Source organism: Prevotella sp. MA2016, from assembly GCF_000619825.1.
Lineage (GTDB): Bacteria > Bacteroidota > Bacteroidia > Bacteroidales > Bacteroidaceae > Prevotella.
In genome coordinates this window covers 268,512-292,130 of record NZ_KK211036.1, presented here as the reverse complement: position 1 = coordinate 292,130, position 23,619 = coordinate 268,512, and the positions used below count along the sequence as shown (strand labels likewise).

The following is a 23,619-nucleotide window of genomic DNA, read 5'->3' as shown; positions in this document are numbered from 1 at the left end:
AATTCTCAATTCTCAATTAGTTGGGCGCTTGTCGATAACAGAAGTATGCTATAAACACATACAGTATGTTAGGGATCCACGCTGCCAGCATGGCCGGCGTATCAGCATTGATGGCAAAGGTAGCGCTTATGGTCTGCAACAGGATATAACCGAACGACAGAGCCAAACCGATACCTAAATATAATCCCATGCCGCCCTTGCGCTTACGACTAGACAGCGACACACCAATAATAGTAAGGATAAACGAGGCAAACGAGGTGGCTATTCGCTTGTGATACTCAACCTCATACTGCACCACATTGCCCGAACCGCGCTCCAGCTGTTTAGAAATATAGTCACGCAGCTCGCTCGAAGTAAGCGTCTCCTGCTGCCCCTTCGAGAACACCAGGTCCATAGGTTCCATCTGTATCAGCGTATCGATGACAGCACCGCTTTCAATCTCCTCGCGCAAGCCCTTCAGCTTACGTATTTTATAGCTCTGGGCCTTCCAGTGATAACGACTGTCGCTGATAGAGTCATAACGAATGACAGAGGCTGTCATGTGGCTCACCAGCTTCTTATTCTCAAATTTATCGAGCGAGAAACCATAACCAGTCTTTGTAACATCGTCGTAGGTCTGGATATAAGCTATCACACCGGGGGCTACCATCAACTGCACGTTGTTAGCAGAGAGATTCTTCTTCTTGTTCTTGTACTTCGTCTCAAACTCCATTTTCACCTGATTGCCCTTAGGGATGATATAGCCACCTAAATAGAAACTCACAGCTGCTATAAGTGCAGCAGAGATCATATAAGGGCGCATCAGACGCTTAAAGCTGACGCCTGCTGCCAGCATAGCTATAATCTCACTATTGCCAGCTAACTTACTGGTAAAGAAGATAACGGCAATAAACACGAACAGCGGTGAGAAAAGATTAGCAAAGTAGGGCACAAAGTTGGCATAGTAATCAAATACTATTGCCTTGAAAGGAGCATTATTGGTAAAGAACTTATCCAGGTTTTCATTGACATCAAACACGATCGAGATAGAAATGATCAGAATGATCGAGAAGATGTAAGTACCTATAAACTTGGCTATTATGTAACGGTCGAGCCTACTTAGATAGCCGAATGGATTCAGCACCTTCAGCCATCTTAGCCATCGCAGCCAATGTCCTATCTTGCGTAATGCTTCTTTCATCGTCTTCTTCCTAATTGGTCAATGACTGAGCGTTTCCACTGTACGAAATCGCCAGCAATGATATGTTGTCGGGCATCACCCACCAAGCGCAGGTAAAATGCCAGGTTGTGTATCGAGGCTATCTGCATCGCCAACAGCTCTTGGGCCTTGAACAGATGATGCAGGTAAGCCTTAGAGTGAATGCGATCTATCTCGCAACCATCGGGATCGATAGGCGAGAAGTCGTTTTCCCATTTCTTGTTACGCATGTTCATGGTGCCCTCATAAGTGAAGAGCATGGCGTTACGACCATTGCGGGTAGGCATCACGCAGTCGAACATGTCAACACCGCGCTCAATACCCTCCAGAATGTTCTGAGGAGTACCAACGCCCATGAGGTAACGCGGACGATCCTTAGGCAATATCTCGTTCACCACTTCAACCATCTCATACATCACCTCAGTAGGCTCTCCAACGGCCAAACCACCAATAGAGGCGCCACCACCATCATTCAGTCTGCTCAGCACATCGCAAACATGCTTGGCGGCGTCCTGACGCAGGTCCTTATAGGTACAGCCCTGAACGATAGGGAACAACGTCTGCTTGTAACCGTACAGAGGCTCAGTATCATTGAAACGCTTCACACAGCGCTCTAACCAACGCTGCGTCAGGCGCAGACTGTTTTCGGCATACTTATAGTCGCTCTGTCCTGGAGGGCACTCATCAAACGCCATCATGATGTCGGCACCAATCACACGCTCGGTGTCCATCACGTTCTCTGGCGTAAAGATATGCTTAGAACCATCAATATGACTACGGAATTCGCAGCCTTCCTCACGGAGCTTACGAATACCTGTAAGCGAAAAGACCTGAAAACCACCCGAATCGGTAAGGATAGGGCGGTCCCAGGTGTTAAACTTATGCAAGCCACCTGCCTGGCGCAGAATGTCGAGACCTGGGCGCAGATACAGATGATAAGTGTTGCCAAGGATAATCTGTGCTTTCACCTGCTCGCGCAGCTCACTAAAGTGCACGCCCTTCACACTACCCACCGTGCCAACAGGCATAAAGATAGGCGTTTGTATCTGTCCGTGATCGGTGGTAATCAGTCCCGCACGGGCATCACTAGCTGCATCGGTATGTTGTACTTCAAATGTCATTACTTCAATTTTTCAACTCTTCAACCCTTCAATTTCTCCTTCTCCTCAGGAATAGTTAAATCTACAGGATGCTTCACAACCTCATCGGTCAGAACGAAATCCCATACATCCTGCACGTTCTCCACATAGTGGAAGCTGACCCCCTGCAGATACATATCGGGAATCTCAAGGATATCCTTCTCATTATCCTTACACATCACAATATCTGTGATACCTGCACGCTTGGCTGCCAGGATCTTCTCCTTGATACCGCCCACAGGGAGCACCTTACCGCGCAGCGTAATCTCACCAGTCATAGCGGTATTCTTACGAACCTTGCGCTGGGTGAGGGCAGAGGCTATCGAAGTGGCAATGGTAATACCTGCCGAAGGACCATCCTTAGGAGTGGCTCCCTCGGGAACGTGGATATGGATATTCCAGTTATCAAAGATACGGTAGTCGATGTGCAACGCATCGGCATGAGCCTTCACATACTCTAAAGCCAGTATGGCCGACTCCTTCATCACATCTCCAAGATTACCTGTCAGCGTGAGTTTAGAACCCTTCCCCTTAGAAAGAGAGGTTTCAATAAACAGAATCTCACCACCAACAGCAGTCCAGGCCAAACCGGTCACTACGCCTGCATAGTCATTGCCCTGATAGATGTCGCGATAGAAAGGAGGCTTACCAAGCAAATCTTCCAGCTCATTAGGCGTAATCTTCTTGTAGGCCTTGGATTCATCAAGCTGCAGATTATAGGCAATCTTACGCAGTGCCTTGTTGATCTGCTTCTCTAACTGGCGCACACCACTCTCACGGGTATAGCGCTCAATAATCATTTCGATGGCAGCCTTATTGAATGTAGGTTTCATACTACGAGTCTTCAAACCTGTATTCTCAATCTCACGAGGAATCAAGTGACGCTTTGCGATTTCAACCTTTTCCTCTGTAATATAACCACTTACGTCGATAATCTCCATGCGGTCGAGTAGGGGACGAGGAATGGTACTGAGATTATTAGCAGTAGCAATAAACAGCACCTTTGAAAGATCATAGTCCACATCAAGATAGTTGTCGTGGAAAGCAGTATTCTGCTCAGGATCGAGCACCTCCAGCAATGCTGAAGCTGGGTCGCCATTATGCGTATTCTGCGTCACCTTGTCTATCTCGTCGAGAATAAACACGGGATTGCTTGAGCCTGCCTTTTGGATGCTCTTAATGATACGACCTGGCATAGCGCCGATATAAGTGCGGCGATGGCCACGAATCTCTGCTTCATCATGCAAACCACCAAGCGACACACGAACATATTTGCGCTTCATCGCCTCAGCAATACTCTTTCCAAGCGATGTCTTACCAACTCCTGGAGGACCATAGAGACAGAGGATAGGCGACTTGAGGTCAGAGCGCAGCGCCAGCACGGCCAGATACTCCAAAATACGTTCTTTCACCTTCTCCATACCGTAATGCTCCTTATCGAGAATCTTCTGAGCACGCTTCAGGTTCAGGTCATCCTTGGTATATTGTTCCCAAGGTAAAGAAACCAACGTCTGCAGATAAGTGAGTTGCACATTATATTCTGGACTTTGGGGATTCAGATTATCCAGTTTATCACACTCCTTACGAAACATTTTGTGCACCTCATAGGGCCACGACTTAGCGTTTCCTCTCTTGCACAATTCGTGCTTCTCCTGCGTTTCACCATTTCCAATCTCTGCCTGCAAATTTCTAATCTGCTGCTGTATGAAATAGTTACGCTGCTGCTCATCAATATCACCACGTGTCTTATTGCGGATATCTACCTTCAGCTTCAACAAATCTATCTCGCGATTCAGGATTTTCATCAACCGGAACAGACGATTCTTAACATCGCCTTCTTCCAGCAGATCCTGCTTCTCATAGAATTCAAACGGCATATTAGTGCAAACATAGTTGACCAGCACCACGTTGTTAGAGATATTCTTAATAGCAAAAGATGCTTCTTCCGGAATGTCATCGTTCAAAGAGATGTAACTAGTAACCATATCGCGAAGACTATCACAAGCCGCCTTAAATTCCACATCCTTTTCGGCGGGAATAACATCTTCAAGAGGGCTTACAAGTCCCTGAAGATAGGGCGCCGACGACGTGATGCTATTCAATCTAAAACGTCCCAACGCCTGCACGATGGCAGTATAATTTTCATCGGGAAGCTTAAGGAGTCTTACAACTTTAGCATAAACGCCAACTTTATAAATATCAAGCTCTCCAGGAAAATCAACCTGTGGGCTAAGCTGTGACACAACACCAATAACCAGTTCTTTCTTCTCGGCTTTTTCCACCAAAGCCTTACTAGACTTACGACCTATCAAGACAGGCACCATCGTACCTGGGTGAATCACCATGCCACGCAATGGCAAGATAGGCACAGACTCTGGCGTAGAAGCGCTCATATATTCCTGAAAATCCCCTTCAATATCAGCAATCATCTGAAAGGAGGAAGTATTATTCCGTTTACTCATTTTCATAACTATTATATCGGGGTGCAAAGTTACTAATAAAAATTAAGAATTAAGTACGAATCAGCCAAGAATTAACAAATTATTAGTAACTTTGCAGCGATTATGGGTAAAAACAGCTTTCAATTCAAACAATTTACCGTCGTCCAGGACCTATGCGCGATGAAGGTGGGGACCGACGGAACTCTGCTTGGCGCATGGGCAGATGCACCTATAGGCGCTTCGCAAATTCTCGATATCGGCACGGGTACAGGCCTTATAGCACTCATGATGGCGCAACGCTTTCCAGAAGCACAGATTACAGGCATCGATATTGATGCCGATGCCACCAAGCAAGCACAGGAGAATATAGCAGCTTCGCCATTTGCTAACAGGATTATGATAAATAAAGAAGATGTTACAAAAATAACCGACAAAGCAGGGTATGACGCTATTGTATGCAATCCACCATATTTTGTAGACTCGCTCACTTGCCCACAAGACCAACGAACACTGGCCAGACATACGGTTAGTTTAACATACGAAAGTCTGATGCACACCGCTAGCCAACTGCTGAAAACTGAAGGAATCCTGTCGCTAGTTATTCCTTCAGACAACCAAGACAACGTAGAATCTGCAGCAGCTTTCGAAGGATTATTCTTAAACAGAATCTGCCTAATAAAAACTACGCCCAACAAACTTCCCAAGCGCCATCTGGTAGAATTCAGAAAGCATCCTGTAGAGCAAGTAAGATTCGAAGAGCAAGTGCTGGAAACAAGTCCTGGACAGCGTAGCGAATGGTATAACAATCTTACCAAAGATTTCTACATTAGATAAATATTTCTTGCATATTTCCAATCAATAATCAGGTTCGTTCAGAACACCGCAAAAATAGGGCACATATAATTTATTGATCGGTCTTAATCTTTTCTTCTTCAAGCACCATATTTATCATAATGACGATTCTAAATAAAAATTAGAATAGCTCCCAATTCGTAAGAGCTATTCTAAATCTTTTATTCTAAATGTATAATATGTATACTCAAATTAGAATGGCAGATCATCAGTAGAACCCTCGCCAGCAGGCTCCTGCGCTGGTGGGAATGGTGATGTAGCCTCAGAAGCAACAGCAGCTGCAACTGGAGCACCTGCTACAGGCTGCTGACCGCGAATAACGTTGTATGCACGAACATCATTATACCAACGACCATTATACTCGCGGGCATCTATATCAAACTGGATGGTGAGCTCATCACCGTTCTGGATATTGAACTGATTGATTCTATCTTCGCCAAACACGTTGAATACGCAACGCTTAGGATACTGACCCGGAACCTCCAAAACGTATTCCTGAGTCTTCCATGAGTTACCTGTACGGGCCGAAACACCTCCACGAGGCTCCATTACCGCAATGATTTTACCTGTTAATTCCATTATCTTTTTTGCTTTTATTTGTTGAATTTATCTTTTTCAGTGTGCGAAATTACTAAAAATAGTTTGAATATCACAAATTTCTCCTTTTTTTTTTGCTCATTTCAACGTTTTTTTGTAATTTTGTAACCAATAATATAATATGTAGAATAATAAAATAACTATAAACTATGCGATTTACAGTATCAAGTACCGCACTGAGCTCTAAGCTCGTTGCACTCTCGAGAGTGATTAATAGTAAAAATGCGCTTCCTATCCTGGGCGACTTTTTATTCGAAATTGAGAACAACATCCTGCATCTGACAGCCTCAGATTCAGAGAATGTGATGAAGACCCAGCTGGAGCTGACAGAGAGCGATGGTGATTTCAAATTCGCCATTGGCAATCACGACTTGCTCGAGGCTGTCAAAGGTTTCTCTGAGCAGCCAATCACCTTCGACGTGAATCAGGAACAGAGCCTGGTAAAAATCACATACCAGAACGGTTTGTTCTCACTTCCTGTTGACAACGCCGACGAGTTCCCAGCAGTGCAGCCTATCTCAGAGTTTGCTAAGAGCATCACACTGCCCAATGCACTCCTGGCCGAGAATATCAACCGTAGTATTTTTGCTACTGCTCAGGATGAGTTGCGTCCTGTAATGAATGGTATCTATTTCGACCTCACTGCCGACCACTTGGCTGTTGTAGCTTCTGATGGTCATAAGCTGGTGCGCAACAAGATCTTCACTATCAAGAGCGAAGAGCCTTCTGCTTTCATCCTGCCAAAGAAGCCAGCCAACCTGCTGAAGAACCTCTTAGGAAAAGATGGTGGCGACGTTGTAATCCGCTTTGACGAGCGCAACGCAGAAGTTAATTACGGCGATGGTATCCTGCAGTGCCGTCTCATCGAGGGCCGCTACCCCAACTATAATTCAGTGATTCCACAGAATAACCCCAATGAGGTTCGTCTGGACCGACAGACACTCCTGGCAGCATTGCGCCGCGTACAGCCATTCGCAAACGACTCAAGCAACCTGGTGCGTTTTCACGTAGAAGGCTCCACCTTCCAGTTGGATGCCGAAGATTTCGACTTCTCAAAGACAGCTACCGAACGCATGACCTGCGAATATAACGGCGTGCCAATGAGCATCGGATTCAAGGGTAATGCTTTCATCGAAATTCTTGGCAACATCGAGTGCACTGATGTCATCATCCAGTTGGCTGACTCAAGCCGTGCAGGTCTTGTTCTGCCGTCAGAGCAGCCTGAGAATCAGGAAGTTATTATGCTGATGATGCCAATGCTTATTAACGATTAAAAAGCGGGAGACAAAGGAAGTGAAACTGAATTTAACTAAACCACTGGTTATTTTTGATCTGGAAACTACGGGCCTTGACTTGGTTAAGGACCGTATTATCCAGATTTCATATATAAAGGTATATCCCGACGGACGCGAGGAACGCGGCAACGAATTGGTAAACCCAGAAAAGCCCATCGAACCAATGATTACCCAACTGACGGGTATCTCTAACGAGGATGTGAAGGACAAACCTACATTCAAGCAGATGGGTGCCACACTGGCCGAGAAATTCACCGGATGTGATTTTGCTGGATTCAACTCTAACCATTTCGATATTCCCTTGTTGGCCGAAGAATTTCTGCGCGCTGGCGTAGATTTCGATTTCAGCAAGAGCAAGATGATTGACGCGCAAACCATTTTCCACAAGATGGAGCGCCGAAATCTGGCTGCCGCCTACAAGTTCTACTGCGGTCGTAAGATGGAGGAAGACTTTGAAGCCCATCGTGCCGACCAGGATACAGAGGCTACATACCGTGTACTCATGGGCGAACTGGACAAATATGCACCAGGTGCCAATGAAGACCCAGAGAAGATGCTAGAGAACGACATCAACAAGCTAGCCGAATTCTCACGCGTTAACAATAATGTTGACTTCGCTGGCCGTATCGTATGGGCAGAGATGAAAGACCGTAATGGCAATACCCTACTCGACGAAGATGGCAATCCACGTATGACCGAAGTATTCAACTTTGGTAAGCATAAGGGAATTCCTGTAGCAGATGTGTTGCACATCGATCCGGGCTATTACAGTTGGATACTCTCTGGCGACTTCACGTATAATACCAAACAAGTGCTTACCAGAATTCGTTTACGCGAGTCAAAACTTAACGGATGAACAGGAAAACTTGTTTAATCACACTGACACTGCTTGCAGTTCTTGGAATACATGCCCAAGAGCTGCAAGTTAAGGTTAGTGTGAACCATAGTCAGATACAAGGCACTGATGCCAGCGTCTTTGAAAACCTGCAACAGACCATCGAGCAGTTTATGAATGAACGCTCCTGGACCGACTTGCAGTTTCAGCAGAACGAACGCATACAGTGCAACATAAACTTGACTGTAAACAAGTATCTCCGCGATGAAAATCGTTTTGAATGCACTGCACTCATACAAGCCAACCGTCCGGTATTCAATGCTGATTATACCACTACATTATATAATAATAGGGATGCCAGTTTTAACTTCAACTTTCAACTGTTCGATCAGTTGAACTTTGCTGAAGAGAATATCGACAACCAACTGACTGCCCTACTCGCCTACTACGCCCTACTGGTGATTGGCATTGACCTCGACAGTTTCTCGCCCATGGGTGGCACAGACGTACTGCAGCGTTGCTTGGTATTAGTAAACAATGCACAGAATCTGGGCTTCACCGGCTGGAAATCATTCGAGGACAACAGAAATCGGTTTGCCATCATCAACGATTATATGGACGAGTCGCTGAAACCCTTCCGCCAGTTGCAATACGACTACTATCGTAAAGGGCTAGACGAGATGGCCAATAATAGCGAACGTGGACGCACAGAGATAACAGCGGCCTTGGAGAACGATCTGCAACAGGCCCATGAAAACAAACCGCTGAGCCTGCTGCCACAGATATGGACCGACTATAAGAAAGACGAACTGTCCAGCATCTACAAAGGTAAAGGCACACAGAAAGAGAAACAGCGCATCTACAATTTGCTGATGGGGCTCAACGCCTCGCAAAACAATAGTTGGGAACTAATTACCAAATAAAGAGAATTATGCTTAAGCATTTATATATCAAGAACTTCACGCTGATTGACGAACTGGACATCTCGCTCTACGAGGGTTTTTCGGTCATCACAGGTGAGACTGGAGCCGGTAAGAGTATTATACTAGGTGCCATCGCATTGCTATTGGGTCAGCGTGCCGACTCTAAAACTATCAAGCAAGGTGCTGACAAATGTGTCATCGAAGCACATTTTGACTTGTCACGCTATGGCATGGAGACATTCTTCACCGATAATGATATCGAGTATGATGCCGACGACTGTATCATACGCCGTGAACTGACAGCTGCCGGCAAGAGTCGTGCGTTCATCAACGACACACCAGTAGCCCTCTCTATGCTCAAGGAACTGGGCGACCAGCTAATGGATGTGCATTCGCAACACCAGAACCTGTTGCTGAATAAGCAAGACTTCCAGATGGAAGTGGTAGATATTATTGCTGATGATGCCACACAATTAGCCAATTATCAGCAAATATATACTGCCTATCAAGCCACAGAAAAGGAACTGGCTGAGCTGATAGCAGCTATAGAACGCAATCGTGACAGTCGCGATTTCCTGCAGTTCCAGTATGAAGAACTGTTCAACGCCCAACTCATTAAAGGCGAACAGGAAGAACTGGAGCAACGTAGCGACACCATGGAGCATGCTGAGGACATCAAGAGTGCACTATATACCACCGACAATGCCCTTTCGGCCGAACAGAATGGCGTCATTGAATCCCTTCGCTCATCACTGTCAGCTTTGCATAGCATAGAGAATGTCTATCCCGGTGTCATCGACTTGATACAGCGCATCGACAGCAGCTATATCGACCTCAAGGATATTGCCCACGAAATCTCTGACATGCTGGAGTCAGTGGATTTCAATCCAGCCGAACTAGATCAGGTGAACAGTCGATTGGATAGAATATATGAGTTAGAAAAGAAATATCATGTTGATAGTGTAGAGGCACTGATTGAGAAGCGCGACAACCTGCAACAGCAACTGCAAGCCATCGAGAATGGTGATGAGTCACTCGACGAAATAAAATCGCGCCTCAAGCAGCAGGAAGCTCAGGCTCATAAGGAGGCTGAGAAACTTACCAAGCTCCGCATCAAGGCAGCTAAGAAAATTGAGGAAGAAATGCAGCAACGCCTGATACCACTCGGCATGCCACATGTACGCTTCAGCATACAACTGTCAGCAACTGAACTTGGTATAAATGGTGCAGACAGAGTTTCATTCCTTTTCAGCGCCAACACCTCCACCCCACTCCAACCTGTTTCGCAAGTGGCTTCTGGCGGTGAGATAGCACGCGTCATGCTGTCGCTGAAAGCGATGATCAGCGGCGCCGTGAAGTTGCCCACTATCATTTTCGATGAGATTGACACCGGTGTCAGCGGAAAGACTGCTGAGATGATGGCACAGATCATGAAAGAAATGGGCGGTCATGGCCGACAAGTTATCAGCATCACGCACCTACCACAGATTGCTGCCTTGGGCTCAGTGCATTATAAGGTAGAGAAAAATGAAACAGCCAATGGCACCACTAGCAAGATGCGACAGCTTGATACTGATGAACGCGTACGCGAGATAGCACAGATGCTGAGTGGTAGCGATGTATCAGAGGCTGCCATTCAGAATGCTAAAGAATTACTCAAGAAATAACAATAAAACATGAAATCAATAGAAAATACAATCAGAATTGATAAGAAATTTATCATCAACAGTATCAAGGTTTTCCTTGTATTCGCTTATTCGTTTATGCCTTTACTATCTAATGCCCAACCTAGCTGGGTAAAAAAAGCGACTAAGTCTGTGTTCACCTTAAAAACCTTTGCTGACGACGGGTCACTTATCGGTAGCAGCAATGGTTTCTTTACAGGCAGCAATGGTGAGGCAGTCAGCAACTACACTCCGTTCAAGGGTGCAAGCCGCGCTATTGTCATTGATGCTTCAGGCAAGGAGTTACCTGTAGTAAGCATCATAGGTGTCAATGATATGTACGATGTTGCGAAGTTCCGTGTCAATGGAAAGACGCAACCTCTTGCCATTAGTAGTGCTTCGGCAACTGTAGGCAGTCAGGCTTGGCTGTTACCCTACCACGAAGTAAAGAACGTGCCTGCAGGCGCCATACGCAAGGCAGAGACCTTCCAAGGCGAATACGATTACTATACCATAGCACTCACCATGCCTGCCAACACCGTCAGCTGTCCCCTTTTCAATCAGACTGGCGAGGTTATCGGTTTGATGCAGCAGCCTGCCTCGGATAAAGACACGCTCAACTATGCCGTGAGCGCACGCTTTGCTGACTCACTTAAGATTTCAGGCTTCGGCATGAATGAGTCAACCTTGTTGCAGACTAAGATTAAGAAGGAGCTACCCGATAATATCAAGGAGGCTGTGCTGGCCCTTTACATGGCTCAGACACGTCAGGATTCTGCCGCTTATGTCACACTGATTGAAGATTTTATCCAGAAGTTCCCAAATGCAGCTGATGGATATATGTATCGCGCCCAGTTAAAGGCTGCACAGAATGATTTTGCAGCAGCTGACAGAGACATGGAAACAGCCATCAAGAACGCTACACAGAAAGACGATGTTCATTATAATTATGCCCGTATGATCTACAACAAGATGATTTTCCAGGCTGATGTGGCTTACGACAAATGGACATTCGAAAAAGCGCTCGAAGAGGTTCGCACTGCGTATGCACAGAACCCACAGCTGATGTATCGACAGATGGAAGCCAACATTCTGTTTGGTCAGAAGAAGTATGCCGAAGCTTATGATATCTACAATGAACTTTCGGGCACCAACCTTAAGAGCGCCGAACTTTATTTCAGTGCAGCGCGATGCAAGGAGATGCTCAAAGATACCACAGCTATGCTGGCATTGATGGACAGCGCCATGTGCACCTTCAGTAAGCCATATCTCAAAGAGGCAGCCCCTTATCTCTGGTCGCGCGCCCAGGCTCGTCTTCAAGCCAAGAAGTATCGCGATGCTATTGCTGACATGAACGACTACGAAGAGCTCATGAAGGCAAATGTAAACGACAATTTCTACTATATCCGTCATCAGGCAGAGATAGAAGGACGCCTGTATCAGCAGGCACTCAATGACATCACCCGCGCTATTGTGATGAATCCTAAAGAGACTTTCTATTATGCAGAAAAAGCTTCACTTGAAATTCGTGTAGGTATGTACGACAATGCTATTGCCACCGCCAAAGAGAGCTTGGCAGTAGATGCCAGTGATAGCGACGGCTATCTGTTCTTAGGTGTGGCTCAATGCCTGAAGGGCAACAAGAAGGAGGGAATACAAAACCTGCAGAAAGCCAAGGAAATGGGCAATCTGCAGGCCGATAATTTGATTGAGAAATACAAGTAACCGTTAGAAAGGTAACGGTTCGTTCGGATCTGACGGAGGCAACGGTGGGTTGTCTCCGTTTATTTTTGAACCTAGAATCTCACCACCACCCATAGGTGCACGGTTTTCAATAACTTTATCCTCTGGATTCTCAAAACGCGTAAACTCACCACGGAATGTCAGTAGCACATCACCTGTGGCACCTTTACGGTGTTTAGCAATGATGATCTGTGCCATACCATGCAGGTCACGACCATTGTCATCCTGATAGATATGATAATACTCCGGACGGTGAACGAACAGTACCATGTCGGCATCCTGCTCGATGGCTCCCGACTCACGCAAGTCACTCAACTGTGGACGCTTTCCTTCCAAGCCCTCACGACTCTCGACACCACGGTTAAGCTGACTTAGTGCCAGAATAGGAATATTCAACTCCTTAGCCAGTCCCTTCAACGAACGCGAAATGGTTGACACCTCTTCCTGACGGCTACTGAAACGCATGCCGTTAGCATTCATCAGCTGAAGGTAGTCAATCATAATCAGTTTCACACCATGCTCACGCACCAGTCGGCGGGCCTTTGTACGCAACTCGAATACAGAAAGACCTGGTGTGTCATCGATATAAAGTGGAGCTCCCAGCAGTTTATTGATATTCTTATCCAATCGTTCCCATTCGTCGCGCTGCAACTGTCCGTTCAGAATCTTCGAACCTTGAATTTCACAAGCATTTGAAATCAATCGGTTCACCAACTGAACGTTCGACATCTCAAGAGAGAAGAAAGCCATAGGCGTACGGATATCAGCAGCAATATTCTTGGCCATCGACAAAGCAAACGACGTCTTACCCATCGCAGGACGTCCGGCGATAATAACCAAGTCTGATGCCTGCCAACCACTGGTCAGATCGTCAAGCTTGAAGTAGCCCGTTGACACACCAGTCAGTCCGTCGGTATTCTTAGCAGCATCCTGAATGCCTTTTACAGCCAACGAAATCACTGGGTCGATAGCTGTATAATCCTTCTTCATATTATGCTGTGAAAGCTCAAAAAGCGAGCCCTCAGCTTCCTGCATCAAATCCTCTACATCGATGGTGTCATCAAAGGCTTTGGTTTGAATCATACTAGCGAAAGATATCAACTGTCGAGCCAGTGATTTCTGTGCGATGATATTAGCATGATACTCGATATTGGCTGATGATACTACACTCGAACTCAACTCAGCCACGTAGCCAGGACCACCAACCTGTTCCAGATTTCCCGACTTAGCCAACTGATCGGTCACAGTCAGGATATCAACAGGCTTCTCTTCCATACTCAGGTCGCGAATAGCGGCATAAACCATCTGGTTGCGAGGTTCATAGAAACTTTCAGGACGCAGTATCTCACATACCACGGCATATGCATCCTTATCTATCATGAGCGCTCCCAGCACGGCTTTCTCTATCTCCAAAGCCTGTGGTTGCAGGTGTCCGAAAGTAGGATCCACGAGCTGATTATTACTCTTTCTTCTTCTATTTGTTTGTTCTGCCATTTTTATATATTGACAATTTTACTTTTATCTATAATGATTATTTCTCTTTCAAAACAGGTAATGAAAGGTGATAGCGAACAGCCAGGAAACGAATCATGCAGGTGACTATGAAACTCACTACAGCACTGATCTCTGCTGCCAATCCGAGTTCGTCGAGCCCCCAATAGGCCACACCTCCAACTACGCATGCCATGGCATATATCTCCTTATGAAATATCACCGGCTCATTATTCAGCAACACATCACGAATCACACCACCAGCAGAACCTGTTATGCAACCCATGATGATAGCCACCCAGAAAGGCTGCCCGAAAGCTAGACTCTTCTGTATACCGGCTATGGTAAAGAGCGCCAAACCCAAGGTATCAAATACAAACCACGCATTCTTCAGCGGCTCCATCCACTTACCAAATACAACAACTGTAAGCAGTGCTACAGCAGTACATATCAGATAGATGGCGTTAGTCATCCAGAAAGGTGTGGTGCCCAGCATCACATCACGAATGGTACCACCACCGATAGCAACAGCCACGCCACACACATAACCGCCAAACCAATCAAACTGCTTGGCAGCGGCATGCCTGATGCCTGATATTGCAAAGGCAAATGTACCTAATAACTCTATTAACTTAATGATAAACTCCTGATCCATTATTCTACTATTTAGTCTTCGTATCGTTTTCCCCAATAATTCACCATGCGCTGGTACATCTTCTCCTCTGCCGGATTATGCTGTCCGTGCCAGATGCGCTCATCTTTCAGCGAATCGGGCATATACTGTTGAGGCGTAAAGTGCCCCGCATAATCATGCGGATATTTGTAACCATCATGATAACCCAAATCTTTCATCAACTGCGTGGGCGCATTGCGGATAGGCAGCGGTACAGGCTGATTACCAGTACGACGCACCAGATCGAGCGCTGCATCAACACCCAGATAGGCACTATTACTCTTAGGCGAAGTGGCAAGATACACCGTAGCTTCAGCCAAAGGAATCCTACCTTCAGGCCAGCCTATCTTCATCACTGCGTCGAAGGCTGCATTAGCCAGCAACAAGGCATTAGGATTAGCTAATCCTATGTCCTCAGAAGCACTGATAACCAGGCGACGGGCAATGAACTGCGGATCTTCTCCCCCCTCAATCATACGCGCCAACCAATAAAGAGCTGCATCTGGGTCGCTACCACGAATACTCTTAATAAAAGCCGATATGATGTCATAGTGCATCTCGCCATCCTTATCGTAAGCCAACGGATTCTGTTGCAGGCGATTCACTACCATCTCATCCGTAATCACCACCTCGTCCTCTACTTCAGCTTCGACAACCAACTCTAATATATTCAGCAACTTACGCGCATCTCCTCCACTGTATCTAAGCATCGCATCAGTCTCTTCCAACTTGATATTTCGCTCTTTCAAAACAGCATCGGTATGAATAGCTCTGTCCAGCAGTTTCAGCAAGTCATCTTTCTGAAGTGACTTCAGGACATACAACTGGCAGCGCGACAACAGAGGCCGTATCACCTCGAACGAGGGGTTCTCGGTAGTGGCACCTATCAGCGTTACAATTCCCTTTTCTACAGCCCCCAGCAATGAGTCTTGCTGAGATTTCGAAAAGCGGTGTATCTCATCAATAAATAATATAGGTGATGCCTCATTAAAGAAACGTCCTTTCTGTGCTTTTTCAATCACTTCGCGCACATCTTTCACACCGCTTGTCACGGCCGAAAGTGTGTAAAAAGGCGTTTCCAGTTTATGAGCAATGATTTGAGCCAATGTTGTCTTACCCACTCCGGGAGGTCCCCAGAGTATAAACGAAGGTATGCGTCCTGCGTCAATCATTTTACGCAGGACAGCCCCCTCACCCACCAAATGTTCCTGTCCGATATACTCATCTAAGGAGCGAGGACGAAGTCTTTCAGCTAATGGTTGTGCCATATTCGGGCACAAAGTTACGCTAAATTGCGAAAATTACAAAAAATAATGGCCAAAAACTTGCGAATAAAAAATAAAGTGGTTACATTTGCACCAAAATTAGGAGAATAATATGGCAAGAACAAAACAACAGATGCCGGAGAGTAATCCGTCATTATCAATTAAGTCAGTAACAAAGAGTAGTGTTTGGGACATTCAGGAGAATGATGTGTTCCGTATGTGGGAGGCAGCTTGTAAGGATGCCGAAGTGAAGGAAAACGTCAAGCACTACATACAAATTTTCAAAAGTGCATTTTTTATCGAGGATCTTCGCGATGACTCAGCCCCTGTCCGCAAGAGCTATGAAGGTCGTGGTTACAAAGTAGCCACCATCAAGTTCGACGACAGCATGAAGTTTATCTGGGCTATCAAGAAGCGCCCCATCTCTCGCGTCACCGATCTCACCTATGAGAACATTCGTCACATCACAGCCACACAGTTGCTCGAGGTTATCGATCGTAACTTTGGCGGCGGTTGGGACTCACTCTCACAGTCAATCCAGGATATCATCCAGAGCGGTTTCGACATCTCTACCACAACACTTCCAAAGGATCGCCTGCATAAGAAAGGTGGTATGTACGACAAGAAGGTAGAAGATGGCTACGAGGTGCTCGAAGTGCCCAAGGGTGGCTGGGTTGAGGCCATCTTTGCTAAACTCAAGCCCGAGGAGATTAAGCTTCGCATGCAGGTTCGCAACGGCGATGATGATGGCGACTTCGACGAGGACGATGATTCTGACGTTATCGTAGAGGACAACTACAGCTCGCATGATGAAGAAGACGAGGAGGTAGAGGGTCCAAATGATGATGACATCAATGAGGACAACTACTCAACGATGATGGATCTTGGCAACGACTCTGATGAGGAGAATGCTGAGCTCATCGACTTCGCTGATGAGTAAGTTTCGCAAAAGAGCTTATCCTAATCAACAATCCCAATAAAACTAAAACCTATTATGATGATTCCTCAAGTATTCTGGCTGGTGCCCATCGCATCGATAGTGGCATTAGGCATGGCGTATTATTTCTTCACTCAAATGATGAAAGCCGATGAGGGTACGCCACGAATGAAAGAGATTGCGCTCTATGTGCGCAAAGGTGCTATGGCTTATCTCAAGCAGCAGTACAAAGTAGTAGGCGTAGTGTTTGCTGTGCTATGTGTATTGTTTGCTGTCATGGCCTACGGACTGAATGTCCAGAACCCATGGGTACCATTTGCCTTCCTTACAGGCGGTTTCTTCTCGGGTCTGGCAGGTTTCTTTGGCATGAAGACGGCTACTTATGCATCAGCTCGCACAGCTAATGCAGCCCGCGAGAGTTTGAATGCCGGCTTGAAGATTGCTTTTCGTTCGGGTGCTGTCATGGGACTCACCGTTGTAGGTCTTGGTTTGCTCGACATAGCCATCTGGTTCGTAGTGCTTAACCACTTCGATGCAGATGGTCTTGTGTCTATAACCACCACCATGCTTACTTTTGGTATGGGCGCTTCAACTCAAGCGCTTTTTGCACGTGTAGGTGGTGGCATCTATACCAAAGCCGCCGATGTGGGTGCTGATATCGTTGGAAAAGTGGAAGCTGACATCCCCGAAGACGACCCGCGAAATCCTGCAACGATTGCAGACAACGTGGGCGATAATGTGGGTGATGTGGCAGGCATGGGTGCCGACCTTTACGAAAGCTATTGTGGCTCTGTGCTCAGCACAGCAGCTTTAGGAGCAGCCGCCTTTGGTGTGGCAGGGCTCGACATCCAACTCAAGGCGGTCATAGCGCCGATGCTCATCGCTGCTGTGGGTGTATTCCTTTCTCTGTTAGGCATTTTCCTTGTTCGCACGAAGGAAGGCGCCTCTATGAAGGATCTGCTCCACTCGCTCTCAGTGGGCACTAACGTCAGTGCCATCCTGATTGCTGCAGCTACTTTCTGCATCCTCTACCTGCTAGGTATTGACAACTGGCTGGGCCTTTCGTTCTCAGTCATCTCAGGTCTGGCTGCAGGTGTTATTATCGGACAGGCAACCGAGTATTACACCTCTCACAGCTACAAACCCACCCAGCGCATTTCTGAAGCTGGACAAACGGGAGCTGCCACTGTTATTATCAAAGGCATTGGCACAGGTATGATCTCTACCTGCATCCCTGTCATCACCATTGGTGTGGCTATCATGCTCAGCTATCTATGTGCCAACGGGTTTGATCTCTCCATGTCGTCGGCCTCATTGGCTCATGGACTGTATGGTATAGGTATTGCCGCCGTTGGCATGTTGTCAACCCTTGGTATCACGCTGGCCACAGATGCATACGGCCCTATTGCCGATAATGCGGGTGGCAATGCTGAGATGTCAAGTTTAGGTGAAGAGGTTCGTCATCGTACCGATGCACTCGACGCCCTTGGCAACACTACAGCAGCTACAGGCAAGGGATTTGCCATTGGTTCAGCAGCACTCACCGCTCTGGCACTGCTAGCATCTTATATCGAAGAAATAAAGATAGCCATGACACGTGCAGGCGTTATGATAGAGAACGTAAAAGGCGACCTCATTATAGCAGCTGATGCCAGCATCCCTGACTTCATGAACTTTTTCCAAGTGAATCTCATGAACCCCAAGGTAATCGTTGGTGCCTTTGTTGGCGCCATGGCAGCATTCCTATTCTGCGGCATGACCATGGAGGCTGTAGGCCGTGCTGCAGAGAAGATGGTGCAAGAGGTTCGTCGCCAGTTCCGAGAGATAGCAGGCATTCTGGAAGGCACAGGCACTCCCGACTATGGTCGCTGCGTGGAGATTTCCACCCGTGCAGCTCAGCATGAGATGGTAGTACCCTCTATTCTGGCCATATTGATTCCAATCATCGTTGGTTGCGTGCTGGGTGTAGCTGGTGTACTAGGACTGCTGGTAGGCGGTTTGGCTGGTGGATTCACACTGGCTGTGTTCATGGCCAATGCAGGCGGAGCCTGGGATAACGCCAAGAAGAATATCGAGGAGGGCAACTATGGCGGTAAGGGTTCGTTTGCCCATAAAGCCTGCATCGTAGGTGATACCGTAGGCGATCCCTTCAAAGACACATCAGGTCCGTCGCTCAACATTCTGATCAAGCTGATGTCTATGGTCAGCATTGTGATGGCAGGACTAACTGTAGCATTTATGTAATAAGAAATAATGAAACTACTACTCACTACATTCATCTTCTGGCTTTGTTGCACCACTGGTGCACAAGGCCAGACTTTTAGTTCTCAGTCCATCCCTGACAGTGTATGGACCACCATGCAAGGCAAAACCTGGCACAACAATCCCTACATCAGTCGGGATGATTTGCGCTATCTGCGTATTTCTCATTACGACCTTGAGGGACGTACCCATGTGGGCGAACTCATCTGCAACAAGCTCATTGCTGGTAAACTTATCGCCATCTTTCGCGAGCTGTATAAAGCCCACTACCCTATCCAGCAGATGAGACTACCCGACAATTACGATGCTAGCGACGAGCGCCAAATGCGCGCCAACAACACCAGCTGCTTTTGTTATCGCAATATGTCGGGTTCCAAGAATCTGTCTAAGCACGCCCGTGGCTTAGCCATCGACATCAATCCACTTTATAACCCTTATGTACGGCATAGCAAAAAAGATGGCAGCCTGATTGTAGAACCAGAAACTGCCAAGAAGTATGCTGACCGTAAGGCCGATTTCCCTTATAAGATTACGCGTAGCGACTTATGCTACAAGCTGTTCATACAACATGGTTTCAAATGGGGTGGCGCCTGGCGGACACTAAAAGACTACCAGCATTTCGAATTCAGCGGGCAGTAGTCTGCTTTGTGTAAGCATCCATCACACGAAAACCATAGTCCAATAATGCGGTAGATTCAGTGAATCGCGTCGCATGTTTTTTGCTGTTAAGAAGCACCAGCATTAGGGTATGGGCATTCTTTGTAGCCGCTGAGGCCAGACAGTAACCTGCCTGATATGTGAAACCTGTCTTAATGCCGATACAGCCTTCATAGGTGTGCAACAAGGCATTCGAGTTGCGGCATTGCATGTGTCGCCCATCCGTCAACGGGATATCTCTTTCAGCGGTGCCAACAATGCTTGCAAACATACTGTCGCGCATGGCATAACGCGCCAACTTTATCAGGTCGGCAGCACTGCTATAATTATTGTTGTTTGGCATTCCATTAGGATTAGCAAAATGCGTACTGTCCATCCCTAGATATTGCGCTTTTTGGTTCATCAATTCATAGAATCGCAGCGTATCGCCAGCCACATGCTTAGCAAGTGCATAGGCGGCATCATTATCGCTCACCATCATCATCTCATAGATAAGCTCGTGCATCACATAACCCTGCCCCAGTCGTACGCGTGAGTCCTTGTTGATATACACATCCTCAGTAATGTCGATACTGTCGCTCAGATTGCCTTTCTCTAATGCCAGCAACGCAGTCATCATCTTGGTTATCGAAGCCATATACCTGCGCTCAAAGCCGCACTTCTCGCTAATCACGATACCAGTAGAATCATCTACCAACATCCAGGCATCGGCAGTAAGCGAATCCAGTTTCGAACGCCCCTCAATCGAGTCTGGATTCAGCACCTGTCTCAGCGTAGTTGTATCTATCTTTCCTATTATTTCCAACCGCGCCTGCTCGGGGCTAATTGATGCCTGAGCATCTTTTCCGCCAAACCTACACGATGACAGCATCATTGATATTATCGATATTGCTGCTGTTATATATGTCTTTTTCATCTACCAAACTTATAATTTTACATAATTTTGCCCGCAAAGATACACATTTTTTCGTTAAAACCATCTGAATTAAATCATTTTTACCTAACTTTGCAAACGAATATGGAAAAGATAATACTTGGCATAGATCCTGGAACCAACCTCATGGGTTATGGTTTGCTGAAAGTAGTAGATGGAAAAGCGCAGATGATGACCATGGGCGTCATCGATTTGCGTAAGTTTCCCGATGCCTACCTCAAACTAGGGCATATCTTTGAGCGCGTAACAGGTATCATCGACGGATTTCTGCCCGACGAGATGGCCATCGAAGCGCCGTTCTTTGGCAAGAACGTACAGTCTATGCTCAAGTTAGGACGTGCTCAGGGCACGGCCATTGCTGCAGCTGTTCATCATGGTGTGCCCATTCATGAATATGCGCCAATGAAAATCAAGATGGCACTTACCGGCAATGGTGGTGCCTCGAAAGAGCAAGTAGCAGGTATGTTGCAACGCCTGCTCAAGATACCCAATGAAGAGATGGGCAAGTATATGGATGCTACCGATGCTCTGGCAGCTGCCTATTGCCATTTCTTGCAGATGGGGCGTCCTGAAAGTCCCGTAAAATATCGCGGTTGGAAAGACTTCATAAACAAGAACCAAGATAAAGTAACAAGGAGGTAATCGTTGAAGTATGAAGACAATTGAACTGAAGAACGCAAAAGCAAGGAAGCCTGAATGGAACCTGGCCGAGCCAGTAAACTTCTATCTTGATGAGGGCGAGCATTTGGCCATTACAGGTCGTAATGGTTCAGGCAAGAGTATGCTGGTTGACATGATTACTGGCAAGCATCCTGTTTTTCCAGGCATGATCAGTTATTCTTTCACAGAGCCGTATAACAATATCAAGCATATCACGTTTCGCGACTCTTATGGTGGCGATAACGATCGTACCTACTTCCTGCAGCAACGTTGGAATCAGATGGAAATTGACGAGGAGACACCTACCGTTGGCGACAAACTTGAAGAGGCATTCCTACTCTCTGGAGATGACACACCTGAACGTCGTGCCTTTCAGAAGCATTTGTACCAGTTGTTCCATCTCGAAGAATTACTCGACAAGTACATTATACTCCTGTCAAGTGGTGAATTGCGCAAGTTCAAGTTGGCCTCTAATCTTTTCACACATCCCAAAGTGCTCATCATTGAGAATCCATTCCTTGGACTTGATGCAGAGACACGCGACCAGGTAAGGGAACTGCTCAGAAAACTGGCTACCGAACAGGGTATCCAACTCATACTGGTGCTTGCTAAAAAAGACGAGGTACCCGACTTTATAACGCGTGTTATCAAGCTTGATGCCATGCGCTTTGTTTCAGAGCTGAAAGTACGCACAGAGTTTGCTATCGAGCACTGTCCTTTCTCGGTTGAGGTTAAGAAGAATACAAATATTCCTCCTATTCCCGAAGAGATTATTCGATTCAATAATGTTACCATACGTTATGGCGAACGTACCATCTTAAGCGACTTGAACTGGGTGGTACTGCGTGGCGAGCACTGGTCGCTATCCGGTCAGAATGGCGCAGGAAAGTCCACCCTACTCTCCTTGGTATGTGCCGACAATCCACAGGCTTATGCCAACGATATATCATTGTTTGGCCATAAGCGTGGTTCTGGAGAAAGTATCTGGGATATCAAGAAGCATATCGGATATGTGTCGCCAGAGATGCATCGCAGTTACAAACAGAACATCCCAGCCCTGCAGATTGTGGCTAGCGGACTGAAAGATACCATCGGTCTCTATACACACCCCACGCAGCAAGAGCGTGATATCTGCATAGAATGGATGAACCTTTTCGGTATAAAACATCTGGCCGATCGCAAATTCCTTGAGATGTCGAGTGGCGAACAGCGCTTGGTATTGCTGTCGCGTGCATTTGTAAAGAGCCCCGACCTGCTCATTCTCGACGAGCCGCTGCATGGTCTCGATCTGTGCAATCGCAACATGGTAAAAGCCATTATCGACCGCTATATGTTTGAGAAGCCTGATTGCACACTTATCTTCGTTACACATTACGAAAATGAGTTACCAAATTGCATTGATAACTCATTATATCTGAAACGAAACTAATCGCTGGCTTTATTTCTCCATCAGTGCCGCTGTTCTCACACGAGACAGCGTCTCTGGTGTCATCTGCAGATAGCTGGCAATGTAAACCAAGGGTGCACGCAGTACCAACTGTGGCTGATTCTTAACCAACTTCTGATAGCGGTCCTGAGCACTCTCAAAGCGCAGCATGTCGGCATGGTGCTGACTCAAGATCAAACTCTCCTCCAATATCTTACGATACAGGATCTGTATGTTAACACTCTTCATGGCTACAGCCTCCAGGTCAGCCTTTGGCAGGGCTATAAGGATGGTTGGTTCGAGTGCTTTAATCTGCAACTGTGAAGGCTGCTCGCGAAACAGGCTCTCGATACACATCACAATGCTATTCTCGGTAGCCATATACTCAGTCAGTTCCTTATCATTCTTGAAATAGAATTGGCGCACAAGACCGCGAACTACCCAATAGATATTGGTACAAACCTCGCCCTCTTTCAGTATCATCTCATTCTTAGCGAACTTCATAGGTACGAGGATGCTCTCGAGCAAGTCGAGCTCATCGTGCGTCATTGTACTATAACGGCGGGCTAATTCTCTTGCCACGTCACGAGTTGTCAAGCTAACATTTGCCATAGATTATTGTTGTTT

General features: G+C 46.6%; 20 protein-coding genes. 11 read left to right on the top strand and 9 right to left on the bottom strand.

Features of this window, described 5'->3' with window-relative positions:
- Positions 1–16: 16 nt before the first annotated feature.
- Genes T360_RS0111970 through lon form a run of 3 tightly spaced genes read right to left on the bottom strand, consistent with a single transcriptional unit; the run spans position 17 to position 4,799 of the window.
- Complete coding sequence (locus T360_RS0111970; protein WP_155949533.1) at positions 17–1,180, bottom strand: LptF/LptG family permease; 1,164 nt, start codon at positions 1,178–1,180, stop codon at positions 17–19.
- Positions 1,177–2,319 carry a tRNA guanosine(34) transglycosylase Tgt gene (tgt, locus tag T360_RS0111965; protein WP_028912994.1) on the bottom strand — a complete coding sequence of 381 codons (1,143 nt, stop codon included), beginning with the start codon at positions 2,317–2,319 and terminating at the stop codon, positions 1,177–1,179. Before tgt ends, T360_RS0111970 begins: the two co-directional genes overlap by 4 nt.
- A 20-nt stretch (positions 2,320–2,339) precedes the next feature.
- The gene (gene lon / locus T360_RS0111960; protein WP_028912993.1) at positions 2,340–4,799 is read right to left on the bottom strand and encodes an endopeptidase La; all 2,460 of its coding nucleotides are present in this window, start codon (positions 4,797–4,799) and stop codon (positions 2,340–2,342) included.
- A gap of 102 nt (positions 4,800–4,901) precedes the next feature.
- Between lon and T360_RS0111955 the strand changes: the two genes are divergently transcribed.
- A complete protein-coding gene (locus T360_RS0111955; protein ID WP_028912992.1) occupies positions 4,902–5,612 on the top strand; it encodes a tRNA1(Val) (adenine(37)-N6)-methyltransferase in 711 nt (236 codons plus the stop codon).
- Between the two features lie 210 nt (positions 5,613–5,822).
- On the opposite strand, the gene T360_RS0111950 is transcribed toward T360_RS0111955, so the two are convergent.
- The gene (locus T360_RS0111950; RefSeq protein WP_028912991.1) at positions 5,823–6,209 is read right to left on the bottom strand and encodes a DUF3127 domain-containing protein; all 387 of its coding nucleotides are present in this window, start codon (positions 6,207–6,209) and stop codon (positions 5,823–5,825) included.
- A 167-nt stretch (positions 6,210–6,376) separates the two neighbouring features.
- On the opposite strand from T360_RS0111950, the gene dnaN reads away from it, so the two are divergent.
- From dnaN to T360_RS0111925, 5 genes are read left to right on the top strand one after another with little or no spacing between them, the layout of a single operon-like run.
- Positions 6,377–7,501 carry a DNA polymerase III subunit beta gene (gene dnaN, locus T360_RS0111945; protein ID WP_028912990.1) on the top strand — a complete coding sequence of 375 codons (1,125 nt, stop codon included), beginning with the start codon at positions 6,377–6,379 and terminating at the stop codon, positions 7,499–7,501.
- A 19-nt stretch (positions 7,502–7,520) separates the two neighbouring features.
- Positions 7,521–8,378 (top strand): 3'-5' exonuclease, encoded by an 858-nt coding sequence (locus tag T360_RS0111940; RefSeq protein ID WP_028912989.1) that lies wholly within the window; start codon positions 7,521–7,523, stop codon positions 8,376–8,378.
- On the top strand, positions 8,375–9,280 hold the full coding sequence (locus T360_RS0111935) for a DUF4835 family protein (protein ID WP_036929534.1): 906 nt from the start codon (positions 8,375–8,377) through the stop codon (positions 9,278–9,280). Before T360_RS0111940 ends, T360_RS0111935 begins: the two co-directional genes overlap by 4 nt.
- Positions 9,281–9,288: 8 nt before the next feature.
- The gene (gene recN, locus T360_RS0111930) at positions 9,289–10,947 is read left to right on the top strand and encodes a DNA repair protein RecN (RefSeq protein ID WP_028912987.1); all 1,659 of its coding nucleotides are present in this window, start codon (positions 9,289–9,291) and stop codon (positions 10,945–10,947) included.
- 9 nt (positions 10,948–10,956) lie between these two features.
- Positions 10,957–12,669, top strand: a complete 1,713-nt coding sequence (locus tag T360_RS0111925; RefSeq protein WP_051523553.1) for a serine protease — start codon at positions 10,957–10,959, stop codon at positions 12,667–12,669.
- A 3-nt stretch (positions 12,670–12,672) separates the two neighbouring features.
- Here the strand turns inward: T360_RS0111925 and dnaB are convergent, their stop codons facing one another.
- Genes dnaB through T360_RS0111910 form a run of 3 tightly spaced genes read right to left on the bottom strand, consistent with a single transcriptional unit; the run spans position 12,673 to position 16,119 of the window.
- A complete protein-coding gene (dnaB, locus tag T360_RS0111920) occupies positions 12,673–14,181 on the bottom strand; it encodes a replicative DNA helicase (protein ID WP_028912985.1) in 1,509 nt (502 codons plus the stop codon).
- 37 nt (positions 14,182–14,218) lie between these two features.
- Positions 14,219–14,833: a trimeric intracellular cation channel family protein gene (locus T360_RS0111915; protein WP_028912984.1), complete on the bottom strand. Its 615-nt coding sequence runs from the start codon at positions 14,831–14,833 to the stop codon at positions 14,219–14,221.
- Positions 14,834–14,844: 11 nt separating this feature from the next.
- Entirely contained in the window at positions 14,845–16,119 is a 1,275-nt protein-coding gene (locus tag T360_RS0111910) for a replication-associated recombination protein A (RefSeq protein ID WP_028912983.1), read from the bottom strand.
- 109 nt (positions 16,120–16,228) lie between these two features.
- Between T360_RS0111910 and T360_RS0111905 the strand changes: the two genes are divergently transcribed.
- From T360_RS0111905 to T360_RS0111895, 3 genes are read left to right on the top strand one after another with little or no spacing between them, the layout of a single operon-like run.
- On the top strand, positions 16,229–17,056 hold the full coding sequence (locus T360_RS0111905; protein WP_197019309.1) for a hypothetical protein: 828 nt from the start codon (positions 16,229–16,231) through the stop codon (positions 17,054–17,056).
- A 51-nt stretch (positions 17,057–17,107) separates the two neighbouring features.
- Complete coding sequence (locus T360_RS0111900; protein WP_155949531.1) at positions 17,108–19,297, top strand: sodium-translocating pyrophosphatase; 2,190 nt, start codon at positions 17,108–17,110, stop codon at positions 19,295–19,297.
- A 9-nt stretch (positions 19,298–19,306) separates the two neighbouring features.
- Positions 19,307–19,954 (top strand): M15 family metallopeptidase, encoded by a 648-nt coding sequence (locus T360_RS0111895; protein WP_028912980.1) that lies wholly within the window; start codon positions 19,307–19,309, stop codon positions 19,952–19,954.
- Here the strand turns inward: T360_RS0111895 and T360_RS15310 are convergent.
- Entirely contained in the window at positions 19,941–20,888 is a 948-nt protein-coding gene (locus tag T360_RS15310) for a D-alanyl-D-alanine carboxypeptidase family protein (RefSeq protein ID WP_081772800.1), read from the bottom strand. The genes T360_RS0111895 and T360_RS15310 overlap by 14 nt on opposite strands.
- 102 nt (positions 20,889–20,990) lie before the next feature.
- Here T360_RS15310 and ruvC point away from each other — a divergent pair, with 102 nt between their 5' ends.
- Positions 20,991–21,548 carry a crossover junction endodeoxyribonuclease RuvC gene (gene ruvC / locus T360_RS0111880; protein ID WP_028912979.1) on the top strand — a complete coding sequence of 186 codons (558 nt, stop codon included), beginning with the start codon at positions 20,991–20,993 and terminating at the stop codon, positions 21,546–21,548.
- A gap of 10 nt (positions 21,549–21,558) precedes the next feature.
- On the top strand, positions 21,559–22,995 hold the full coding sequence (locus T360_RS0111875; RefSeq protein WP_028912978.1) for an ATP-binding cassette domain-containing protein: 1,437 nt from the start codon (positions 21,559–21,561) through the stop codon (positions 22,993–22,995).
- A 9-nt stretch (positions 22,996–23,004) separates the two neighbouring features.
- Here T360_RS0111875 and T360_RS0111870 read toward each other — a convergent pair whose 3' ends face one another.
- Positions 23,005–23,604 (bottom strand): Crp/Fnr family transcriptional regulator, encoded by a 600-nt coding sequence (locus tag T360_RS0111870; protein ID WP_028912977.1) that lies wholly within the window; start codon positions 23,602–23,604, stop codon positions 23,005–23,007.
- Positions 23,605–23,619 lie beyond the last annotated feature (15 nt).